Annotated in this window: 8 protein-coding genes; 7 read left to right on the top strand and 1 reads right to left on the bottom strand. The window is 73.8% G+C overall.

Annotated features, from left to right (window positions below):
- Positions 1-211 precede the first annotated feature (211 nt).
- Genes ADY01_RS26830 through ADY01_RS26820 form a run of 3 tightly spaced genes read left to right on the top strand, consistent with a single transcriptional unit; the run spans position 212 to position 3,051 of the window.
- Complete coding sequence (locus tag ADY01_RS26830; RefSeq protein WP_049578676.1) at positions 212-478, top strand: MoaD/ThiS family protein; 267 nt, start codon at positions 212-214, stop codon at positions 476-478.
- A gap of 6 nt (positions 479-484) precedes the next feature.
- Positions 485-1,324, top strand: coding sequence for a hypothetical protein (locus ADY01_RS26825; protein WP_049578675.1), 840 nt, complete (start codon positions 485-487; stop codon positions 1,322-1,324).
- Positions 1,321-3,051, top strand: coding sequence for an acyl-CoA dehydrogenase (locus ADY01_RS26820; protein WP_049578673.1), 1,731 nt, complete (start codon positions 1,321-1,323; stop codon positions 3,049-3,051). The genes ADY01_RS26825 and ADY01_RS26820 overlap by 4 nt, the downstream gene beginning before the upstream one ends.
- Here ADY01_RS26820 and ADY01_RS40915 read toward each other — a convergent pair.
- Positions 3,048-3,242, bottom strand: coding sequence for a hypothetical protein (locus tag ADY01_RS40915; protein ID WP_049578671.1), 195 nt, complete (start codon positions 3,240-3,242; stop codon positions 3,048-3,050). The two genes, ADY01_RS26820 and ADY01_RS40915, sit on opposite strands and share 4 nt — an antisense overlap.
- Here ADY01_RS40915 and ADY01_RS41920 point away from each other — a divergent pair.
- The 4 genes from ADY01_RS41920 (at position 3,148) to ADY01_RS26800 (ending at position 10,306) form a co-directional block, all read left to right on the top strand.
- The gene (locus ADY01_RS41920; protein WP_420715744.1) at positions 3,148-3,342 is read left to right on the top strand and encodes an acyl carrier protein; all 195 of its coding nucleotides are present in this window, start codon (positions 3,148-3,150) and stop codon (positions 3,340-3,342) included. The genes ADY01_RS40915 and ADY01_RS41920 overlap by 95 nt on opposite strands.
- The gene (locus tag ADY01_RS26810) at positions 3,339-5,984 is read left to right on the top strand and encodes an acyl-CoA dehydrogenase family protein (protein ID WP_049578669.1); all 2,646 of its coding nucleotides are present in this window, start codon (positions 3,339-3,341) and stop codon (positions 5,982-5,984) included. Before ADY01_RS41920 ends, ADY01_RS26810 begins: the two co-directional genes overlap by 4 nt.
- A 111-nt stretch (positions 5,985-6,095) precedes the next feature.
- Complete coding sequence (locus tag ADY01_RS26805; RefSeq protein WP_049578667.1) at positions 6,096-7,877, top strand: fatty acyl-AMP ligase; 1,782 nt, start codon at positions 6,096-6,098, stop codon at positions 7,875-7,877.
- A 65-nt stretch (positions 7,878-7,942) separates the two neighbouring features.
- The gene (locus ADY01_RS26800; protein WP_234320429.1) at positions 7,943-10,306 is read left to right on the top strand and encodes an alpha-glucuronidase family glycosyl hydrolase; all 2,364 of its coding nucleotides are present in this window, start codon (positions 7,943-7,945) and stop codon (positions 10,304-10,306) included.
- The last annotated feature ends 194 nt before the right edge of the window (positions 10,307-10,500 follow it).

The raw sequence follows: 10,500 nt of genomic DNA, 5'->3' as shown, positions 1-10,500 counted from the left end.
ACCCTCACCCCGCCCCGGTTCCGGCCCCGGAAAGACCGCGCCATAAACGATCGCGGTTAATTCATATAAGAATTTCAATTCCGGGTTCGAGGGAATCGCTTTATCCATTTTTTGTCAGGGCCCCATTGACGCGAATGGACGGCAAGGGTCGAATTGTTCGTGGCGCGGCGAGGGGGAGGGGAAAGCCCGTGGAACGAAGGGCGAACAGGCGATGATCGTCAAGGTCAGGGGCGTCCTGCTCCGGTTCACCAACTACGAGAACGACATCGAGATCGGCGGCGGCACGGTCCGCGAGGGACTGGCCGCCCTGACCGAGCGTTATCCCGACCTGGGCGACGTGCTGCTGGACCGCGAGGGGAACGTGCGCGCGTCGCACCTGATCGCGCTCAACGGGGAACGGCTCCCCGCCGGTGACCTGGACCGGGAGGCCGCCCCGGACGACCGGGTGGACATCGTCACCGCGGTATCCGGAGGCTGATCCACCATGCCCCGCAGCTCCACCTACGACATCGTGCTCGACGCGGGGCTCTTCACCCCGGCCGGGCTACAGACCTGCGCCGTCGGAAGGCTCGGCTTCCAGGCCGGTACCCGCTGGCTGCGGGACCACGTGTGCAGCCACCGCACGCTAGTGTCCGAGCACCGGATGGGATTCGTCCTGTGGTCATGGCAGCTCCGCCACGAGAAGCCGCTCCGGTTCGCCGACGCCGACGATGCGGTCGTCGACGTCCGCGCGCGGGTCCGGGGGCCGCGGTCGTCGCAGCTGGAGGTGGAGACGACGATCTCGGGACCGGCGGGCGTCGCGGTGCGCACGCGCGCCGCGTCGGTGCCGCTGCGGCTCAGCGGCGACCGGGCGCTCTCCGGCACGCCGACGCGCCCCCCGGACTGGTTCGTCGCGGCCTTCCACGCGGACGAGGTGGATCGCTCGCCGCACCGCTCGCATGTCCCGTCCCTGCGGGCCGCGTTCGAGCGCGGCGGCGAGCGGCTCACCCCGGACGTGGACGACCCGCCGACGTTCCGCGTCCACCGCCACCACTGCGAGGTGGCCGACCAGTGGTACTGGGCCGAGTCCCTTGGCTTCGCCGGGGGCGCGCGGGAGGAGTGCGTGCGGCGGCACGGCGGGGCCGCGCCCGAGCTGCGCCGCGCGCTGGCCGACGGCATCCGCCGCGTCGACGCGACGTGGCTGCGCGCCGGCCAGCTGTGGGACCTCGTCCGGGTCCGCACGGTCGCCTACCGCCACGGCGAGGACGTCGCGTTCGTCCACGAACTCGGCCTCGCCGACGATGACGACGGCGGGCCGCACGCGATCGTGGTGGAGCGCACATGACCGGGGCACCGAGCCGGCCGCCGTCCACGTTCGACCTGGCCGCGGAGTTCGAGCGGAGGCTCGGCTGCCCCTTCGACCCGGGCGCCGCCATGTCGCTGGCCGGGGGCGTGCGGGCGGACGCGCTCGGGGCCGAGCCCGCCGCGGCCTACGAGGCGGCCTGGTCGGCGGGCCTGCACGAGCACATCGTGCCCGTGGCCGAGGGCGGCCGGCTCGCCTCGTTCGAGGAGTTCCTCGGCGTGGTGCGCGCGGTCTCGCGCCGCGAGCCGGCGGTCTCCGTCGGCCTCGGGTCGACGCTCCTGGCCGCGATGCCGGTGTGGATCTGGGGGGACGACGAGCAGCGGCGCAGGGTGGCCGAGCTCGTGCTGGCCCGCGCCTGGGGCACGGCGGCCATCAGCGAGAGGTCGGCGGGCAGCGACCTGCTGGCCACCCGGACCCGCGCCACCCCGGCCGCCGGCGGGTATGTGCTCGACGGGGAGAAGTGGATGGTGGGCAACGGCCGGCGGTCCTCGTTCGCCACCGTGCTCGCCGCCTCGGAGCCGTCCTTCGGGCTGTTCCTCCTCGACTTCGCCGCCCTCGGCGGCGAGCTGGTGCGGCGGCTGCCGAAGATCCCCACCCACGGCCTGCGCGGCCACGACCTGAGCGGTCTGGCCCTGAGCGGCTGCCGGGTCGGCCCCGCGGCCCTGCTCGGGCGGCGGGGGCGGGGCGTCGAAATGCTCACCGGGATGCTCCAGTTCACCCGGACGATGGTCGGCGCGGTCAGCCTCGGCGCGGCCGACACGGCGCTGCGGATCGCGCTGCGGCACGCGCGGACGCGCGTGCTGTACGGCGTTCCCGCGAGCACGCTCCCGCCGGTGCGCTCGCTGCTGGCGCGCGGCTTCGCGGACCTGCTGGTCGCGGAGTGCACCGGGCTGGCCGCCACCCGCGCGCTGGACGTGGCCCGGCAGCGGATGCCGCTGTGGTCCGCGGTGGCGAAGTACGTGGTGCCGGCCTTCTGCGTGGACGCCGTGAACGCCTGCGGCGAGGTGCTGAGCGCCCGCGCGTATGTGCGCGAGGGCGTCGCGAACGACGCCTTCCAGAAGGTGGCGCGCGACATCGCCATCACCCCGGTGTTCGAGGGAACGCAGCTGGTCCAGCTCGACACGATCCGCGCCCAGCTGGCCGACGGTGCCCTGCGCCGCGGGCGGGGCGCGACGGACGCCGGGCTGCCCCTGTCGCTGCTGTTCCGGTTCGGCGAACCGGCGCCGTCGCCGGCGCCCCGGGACCAGCGCCCGTCGATCACCTACGGCGGCACCGACGAGGTGACCGACTTCCTCGACGACGCGGCCGGGGCGGTGGCCGACGACGAGGATCTCGCCGCGCTCGCGCGCAGGCTGGTCACGGTCCGCGACGAGACCCGGGAGACGCTCGCCGCGGTCGCCACGCGGCGCACGCCCGAGGCGTACGAGGCGGCGCGCCGCCACTGCCTGGTGCACGCGGGCGCCTGCTGCCTGCACACCTGGATCCGGCGGCGCGAGTCCCTCGGCGGCCTGGCCACCGACCGGGCGTGGCTCTCGGTCGCGCTGCGCCGCGTCGTGGAGCGGCTCGGCCTGCCGGCCCGGCCCGACTGGGCGGGCGAGGACCGGCTGGTGCGCCGGCTGGAAGAGCTCGACGACGACGACCGGGCGCTCTCCCTCGTGCCGCTGCGGCTCGCGGCGCAGTACCGGGAGTCCGCGCCCGCTCACCCCTAGGAGGACGCCATCACCACCAGGAACGGCACCACCGAGCCTGCCGGCGCGTGGCTGTCATCGCTGATCGGAGAGCTGCTCGGCGTCGCCGGGGAGGAGATCCCGGCCGACCGGCCGCTCGGCGAGCTCGGCATCGACTCGCTCACGGCGGCCCAGCTCTCCGCGGAGGTCGAGGACCGCACCGGCGTCGTCATCCCCCTCGAACGGTTCCTCGGCGAGGGAACGCTCGACGAGCTCGTGCGCGACCTGGCGCGCGAGGCGGCGACGGGCGGCGCCGGGGAGGCGAGGGCATGATGCGAGGACCCCGAGCGGCCGGTCCGCCGAACCGGCCCGGCGGCGGCCACCGCACGCTGGCGGCGGAGGTCGAGCAGGTCCGGCGCGAGGTCAGGCACCGGTTCGCGGGCTTCGTGAGGGAGTCCGTCAACCCGGGCTCCTCGTTCCGCGAATCAGGCGGGCGGGACATCGACAGGAGCGTCATCGAGGCGGCCGGCGCCCTCGGGCTGATCTCGCTCTCGCTGCCGGTCGAGGCCGGGGGCGCGGGGTGGGACAAGCTCGCTTGGGGCGCGGTGGTCGAGGAGATCGCCCGCCTGTCGCGCGATCCCGCCTTTTCCGCGCTGCTCGACACCACCGTCGCGATCACCGAGCTCCTCCTCTCCAGCGGGCGGCCGGAGCTGATCGAACGCCATGTCCCGGACCTCGTCGCCGGCCGGCGTTTCGCGGCGCTGGGCGCCTACGAGAGCCGCGACCCCCACGACTACGAGTCCACCGCGCGGCGCGAGGGCGACGCGTGGGTGCTGAACGGCGCCAAGCCCTTCATCACAGGCGCCCGCTTCGCCGACCTCTTCGTCCTGCTCCTGCGCGACGAGGCGTCCCACGACGCCCTCGCGTTCGTCGTCGAGGTGGACGACCCGGGCGTCACCATGCTGCCCTTGGGGACCATGGGCCTGCGCACCCTGGGCCTGGGCCAAGTCCTCCTGCACGACGTGCGGGTGCCCGCCTCGCGGCTGGTGCGGGGCGCGGACGCGATCAGCGAGCTCAACAGCTATGCGCGCGGACGCCGGATGACGACCGCGTGCGCGGCGGTCGGCGCGCTGGACAGCATGATCGAGGGCTGCGTGGAGTCGCTGTCCGCGCGCAGGCGCGGCGGGCGCCGCGTGCTCGACCACCCCAACGTGGAGCGCTCGATCGGTGAGATGCGCGTGCTGCTCGAAGCGTCGCGCGCCGGCGTCTACCGGGCGCTGGACAGCACCCGCTCGGCCGACCGCGACCCGTACTTCGACGAACTCGCCACCGTCGCCAAACACCACACGACGGAGTGCGCGCTGCGCGTCGGCCGGCTGGTGATGAACCTCATGGGCGCCGAGGGCTATATGAACGCCTTCCCGTGGGAGCGGTCCGTGCGGGACGTCCTGGGGCTGATCGGCGGGCAGGGCTCCCAGGAACTGCTGCTCATCCAGCTGGGGCAGCGCACGATCGTCGCCCTGGAGGGCGCCCGGGTGCGCGAGAAGGCCGCCGAACGCGCCGTGGCCGGGCTGACGGACGCCTGGTGGACCCTGCACGCGGTGGAGGCCGTCGACGCGGTGGGCGTGGTGGGCGCGGTGGGTGCGGTCGCGCTCGGCGGTGCGGTGGACGCGGTGGGCGCCGTCGACGGGGTGGGCGCGGTGGGCGCCGTTGACGCGGTGGGCGCGGTTGCGCTCGGCGGCGCGGTGGACGCGGTCGATGCCGTTGACACGGTGGGCGTGGTGGGCGCCGTCGCGTCCGGCGGCGCGGTCGAAGCGGTCGAAGCGGTCGATGCCGTTGACACGGTGGACGCGGTCGACGCCGTCGCGTCCGTCGACGCGGGGAGGTTCGCCGGGGTCGCGCGCGAGGTGGTGTCCGCGGCGGGGCTGGGGGCCGCCGACATGGCCGGTTCCTCCCGGCGCGAGGCGCTGGCCGCGCTGCTCGACCGCGCGCACGCCCTGGTGACGGCCGTCCGGTCGGGGGCGCCGCCCGGCGCCATGCCGCCCGGACCGGCGGGCCTGTTCGAGGGACGGCTCGCGGATGTCGCCTCGCGGGCGTGGGGGCTGCTGGCGTGTGCGGTCGCCTTGGAGACCGGCGTGCTCGGCAGGCTGCTGACCCCGTGCACGGCGGAGGAGGCGGCCTCGTCATTGAGGAAGGACCTGACGCGGGACCTGCTGGAGATCCTGGCGGACTCCCCGGTGGTGCGCCGGGTGGGCGACGGCCGCTACGCCCTCGGCGAGGGGCTTGAGCCGGTGCTCACCGGCGGCCCGCGCGCCTCGGCGTTCGCCTCACGGCTGCGGCGCGCGCTGGCCGGGGGCGCCCTGCTGCGCGCCGGCGGGCAGGACGCGGGCCGCGCGCTGACGGCCGGCTGCGGCGACGAGGCGCCCGCCCTCGCGGAGGCGCTGGTCACCTCGCTGCTCGGCCGGCTCGAAGGGCTGGCGGAGCTGCTGTCCCGGCCCGGGGCGACGGTGGGCTGCGCGGCGGGCGACGGCGGCCGGTCCGCCGCCGTGCTGGCGCGTCACCTCCCGGGTGCGCGGGTGCTCGCGCTGGAGCCCGGAGGGCTCGCGACCGGCGTGGCCCCCGCGGGGACGGTCCTGGTCCGGGTCGGCGACGCCGCCGACTTCGGCGAGGACGACCGGCTCACGCTCGCCTGGCTCCCCGTGGCCGGGCGGAACGCCGCGGACCTGCGAGGAGCCGTCACGGCCGCCGCGGCGGCGCTGGTGCCCAGCGGCTGGATCGTCCTGCCGTGCCCGCTCCTCCCGAGGCACCCGCTCGGCGCGGCGACGGCACGCCTGGACCTCGCGGTCGCGGGCGGGACGCCGCTGCCGCCGGGAGAGGTCGAGGCCCTGCTGCGAACGGCGGGACTGGGCGCCGTGCGGACGGCCTGGGAGGACGCCGCGCTCGGGATCCGTCTGATCGCGGCACGGCGGCCCTAGTGCCGCGTCAGCCGCACCGGACGACGCTCCTCGACGGGCGAACCCTGACCGACGCGGCACTGGCCGGGCTCGGCGGCAGCCGCCGGCGAGAGACGAGGAAGGAGCAGGGGATTGACCGCTTCCCATGAGGTCGGAGCCGAGAGCTTCGCGGAGGTGCTGCGCGAGAGGGCGAGACGATCGCCTCACGCGATCGCCTACCGGTTCGTCTCCGAGGACGAGTCGGCCGAAGAGCTCACCTACGCCGAGGTCGACGCGCGGGCGCGGGGGGTCGCGGCCGGGATCGCGGCAGCCGCCGCGGGGCGGCCGGCACCGGCGCTGCTGCTGTTCACGCCGGGAATCGACTACCTGGTGGGCCTGTTCGGCTGCTTCTACGCCGGGGTCCCGGCGGTGCCCGCCTTCCCGCCGGACCCGACGCGCCTGATGCGAACCCTCCCCAGGCTCGCGGCCATCATCGAGGACAGCGGCTCGGACGTCGTTCTCACCACCTCGGACCTCGCGCCGTTCCTCGCCGAGTGGCTCGCGACGGCGGTCGCGGGCCGCGCCCCCGGCGTGGTCGCCATCGATGCCCTGGACCGCGGCGGCGACCACGGGGTACCGGCGCGGCCGGCCCGGCCGAGCCCGCTCGCCCTGCTCCAGTACACGTCGGGGTCGACCGCGCTGCCCCGCGGCGTCATGCTCACCCATGCCCACCTCATGAACAACTGCCGGGACATCTCGCGTGCGTTCGGGGTGCACGCGGGGAGTTCGGGCGGCATCTGGCTGCCTCCCTACCACGACATGGGGCTGATCGGCGGCATCCTCACCCCGCTGTTCACGGGGATCCCGATGTCGCTCATGTCGCCGGTGACCTTCCTGCGCCGCCCGCTGTCCTGGCTGCGCATGATCTCCCGTTACGGCGCGACGATCACCGGCGGGCCGAACTTCGCCTACGACCTGTGCGTGCGGCGCGCGACGGAGGCCGATGTCGAGGGGCTCGACCTGTCGAGCGTCGAACTCACCTTCACCGGCGCCGAGCCGGTCCGCGCCGAGACGATCGCGCGCTTCGTCGAACGCTTCCGGCCGTGCGGCTTCCGGGCCGCGTCGTTCTACCCGTGCTACGGCCTCGCCGAGGCGACGCTGTTCGTGACCGGCGGCACACCGCTGGGCGGCTGGCGCTCGGTGTCGGTCGAACGTGCCGGGCTCGAACTCCGTGGCGTGGCCGATCCGGCACCGCCCACCGAGCCGTCCCGGACGCTGGTGAGTTGTGGCGTCCCCGGGCCCGGCACCCGGCTGCTGATCGTCGACCCGGCCGGCCACGAGCCTCGGGACGACGGCTCGGTCGGTGAGGTCTGGATCGACTCACCGAGCGTCGCCGACGGCTACTGGCGGCGCCCGGAGGAGTCCGGTGCCACGTTCGGCGCGAGGACCGCGACCGGGGACGGACCGTTCCTGCGGACCGGTGATCTCGGGTTCGTCCTGGACGGCGAGCTGTTCATCGTGGGGCGCATGAAGGACCTCATCGTCCTCAACGGGCGCAATCACCACCCGGTCGACATCGAGCGGGTCTGCGAGTCCTCGGTCACCGGGATCCGCCGCAACTGCGGCGCCGCGTTCGCGGTCGAGCACGACGAGGAGGCCACCGAGCGGCTCGTGGTGGTCTACGAGGCCGACCTGGGCGCCGAGGAGCAGTACCGGGCGGCCATCGACGGCATCCGGCGGACCGTGTCGATCGAGATGAACGTTCCGCCGGACGCCGTCGTCCTCGTCCGGCCGAGGACGATGCCCAAGACGTCGAGTGGGAAGGTGCAGCGCTGGCTCGCCCGGCGCCAGTACGTCGCCGGGGAGTTGGAGGAACTCGCCCGCTACGACCGCCGGGCGCCCGAGGAGCGGGCCGGGACCCGACGGGAACCCTGAAGTTCAGTCACGTGGACAGAGTTCGGCATGCTGACAGGTGCGGGTGGGGCTGGTATGACGAATTCATGACATTGAGTCGACGGATATTCATGGGTGCGGTCGCGGCGGGCGCGACGCTGGGACCGGGCGCCGGCGAGGCCGCGTGGGCGACGGGCCGGGACGGTGAGGCCGCCGGGGCGCCCGGCGGTCTCCCCGTGCCACAGGGCGACGGCTATGACGGCTCGGCCCTGTGGCTGCGCTACGCGCCGGTCGGCGACCGGGATCTCCTGCGCCGCTACCGGGAACAGGTGACCACGGTCATCGTGGAGAACGCCGACCGGAACAAGGTGTACCGCCACACACCGGACCTGAGCATGGCTCCCGGATCGGCCGAGAGGCTGATGGAGTCCACCCTGGAGGCGGCCAGGGAGGAGCTGGTCAGGGGCCTGCGCGGGCTGCTGGGCCGGCCGGTGCGGGTGAGCCAGGGGCCGGGGAACAGGATCCCCGACGGCGCCGTGATCGTCGGGACCCGGGACAGTTCGTGGGCCGTGCGGCGATCGGTGCCCGCCGAGGATCTGGCCTCGCTCGGCACCGACGGCTTCCTCATCCGGTCGCTCTCCGAGGGGAGGCGCCGGTTCACCGTCATCGCCGCGCCCACCGAGGTGGGGGCGCTGTACGGGACGTTCGCCTTCCTGCGGCGCATCCAGACCCACAAGCCCCTCGGGGAGCTGGACATCTCCGAGTCCCCCCGGGTCGCCAACCGCCACCTGAACTACTGGGACACCGAACGCCTCTACGCCGGCAACGACGCGTCGGGCACGGGCGGGCTGGACGGCGAGAACGGCGCGATCTTCAACTTCGCCGCCACCGGCGACAGCGCCGGGCTGAACCTGCCGCTCGTCCTGGACCGTTACCTCGTGGCGGCGCGGGCGATGGCGTCCGTGGGGATCACCGGCATCACGATCAACAATGTCAACGCCGACAACGCCTACCTCACGCCGGAGTACATCGCGCGGGAGGCCGCGCTGGCCGACGCGCTGCGCCCCTACGGGATCAGGATCGCCCTCTCCATCAGATACGCGGCGCCCACCGACCCCCGGTTCGCGCCGGACACGCTGACCGAGGAGCAGATGGCTCCCGTCAGCCCCGACTTCCAGGCGTGGTGGAACCGGAAGGCCCGGCAACTCCAGGAGTCCATCCCGGACTTCATCGGCTTCACCGTGAAGGCCAACTCCGAGGGCCAGCCCGGACCCCAGGACTTCGGCTACGACCACGGCGACGGCGCCAACGGCATGGCGGTCGCGGTGGCCCCGCTGGGCATGACGATCTACTGGCGCACCTTCGTCTACAACCCGGACGTGGACAGCGACCGGTTGAAGAGGGCCTACCTGGAGTTCGGCTCCATCGACGACGAGCCCCGGCCCGACGGGACACGAGGCCGCTTCCTCGACAACGTGTTCCTCCAGACCAAGAACGGCCCCCTGGACTTCCAGGCGAGGGAGCCCATCCATCCGATGTTCGGCCGCATGGAGAACACCAACCAGGCGATCGAGCTCCAGGTCACCCAGGAGTACACCGGCCAGAGCACGATGCTCTGCTTCCTGGCCCCCATGTGGGAGGAGGTCCTGAAGACCGACACCCACGCCACGGACGGGGAGGGCCGGCCGCTCGAACGGAGCCTGGTGGGCAACGTGGTGGACGGGACGGCCCAGGGCCACTCGGCGACCTCCATCGTCGGCGTGGCGAACCTGGGCAACGCGGACAACCTGACCGGTCACCACTTCTCCCAGGCGAATCTGTTCGCCTTCGGCCGCCAGGCGTGGGACTGGACCCTGGACTCCGCGGGGATCGCGGACGACTGGGTCCGGATGACCTGGAGCAACAGCCGGGACGTGGTCGACACGCTCGTCACCATGATGATGGGCTCCTGGGAGGCGCTGGTGAGTTACCAGACCCCCCTCGGCATCGCGCACCAGTTCCAGGCCAACGTGCACTACGGCCCCGGCCCCTCCGAGTCGGACCTCCCGCGGGAGGACTGGAACCCCGTCTACTACAACCAGGCGGACAGCGTCGGCCTGGGCTACGACCGTTCCCCCACCGGGAGCGACCTCACCGCCCAGTACTTCCCCGCCCTTCAGGCGCGGTACGGGAGCATCGACACCGTCCCCGAGAACCTGATGATGTGGTTCCACCACGTGCCCTGGGACCACCCGATGAGCAGCGGAAGGATCTTCTGGGACGAGCTGGTCCACCACTACTACGCGGGCGTCCGGTACGTCTCCGGGATGCGGGAGACGTGGGACGCCCTGGAACGGGAGATCGACGCCCGCCGCTTCTCCGAGGTCAGGGCCAAGCTCGCGCAGCACGAGATCGACGCGGCGGACTGGCGCGACACCTGCGTCACCTACTGGCAGCGGTTCAGCGGCAGGGAGATCCACGCGGACGACTGACCGGCGACCCGACCGGCGGCCGAACGGCGGGGGGGGGGGGGGGGGCCCCCCCCCCGCCGCGGGGATCGGGCGGGCCTGCGGCCTGACGGCCGGTCGCGCCCGCCCCATACCCCCACAGTGTCGAGCGTTCAGAAGGGAGGCAGGCCCACCCCTCCGTCGCCCCCCCGGACCCGTCCCTGGCGCCCCTGCCCTCT

Source organism: Streptomyces sp. SBT349 (genome assembly GCF_001083795.1).
Classification (GTDB): Bacteria; Actinomycetota; Actinomycetes; order Streptomycetales; family Streptomycetaceae; genus Streptomyces.
This window is presented reverse-complemented; position numbering and strand designations above follow the sequence as displayed.

What these genes read in the sequence shown, in the direction of transcription:
- ADY01_RS26810 (WP_049578669.1), top strand. Translation starts at nt 3,339, where the DNA reads ATGATGCGAGGACCCCGAGCGGCCGGTCCGCCGAACCGGCCCGGCGGC.
- ADY01_RS26830 (WP_049578676.1), top strand. Translation starts at nt 212, where the DNA reads ATGATCGTCAAGGTCAGGGGCGTCCTGCTCCGGTTCACCAACTACGAG.
- ADY01_RS26800 (WP_234320429.1), top strand. Translation starts at nt 7,943, where the DNA reads ATGACATTGAGTCGACGGATATTCATGGGTGCGGTCGCGGCGGGCGCG.
- ADY01_RS40915 (WP_049578671.1), bottom strand. Translation starts at nt 3,242, where the DNA reads ATGACGACGCCGGTGCGGTCCTCGACCTCCGCGGAGAGCTGGGCCGCC.
- ADY01_RS26825 (WP_049578675.1), top strand. Translation starts at nt 485, where the DNA reads ATGCCCCGCAGCTCCACCTACGACATCGTGCTCGACGCGGGGCTCTTC.
- ADY01_RS26820 (WP_049578673.1), top strand. Translation starts at nt 1,321, where the DNA reads ATGACCGGGGCACCGAGCCGGCCGCCGTCCACGTTCGACCTGGCCGCG.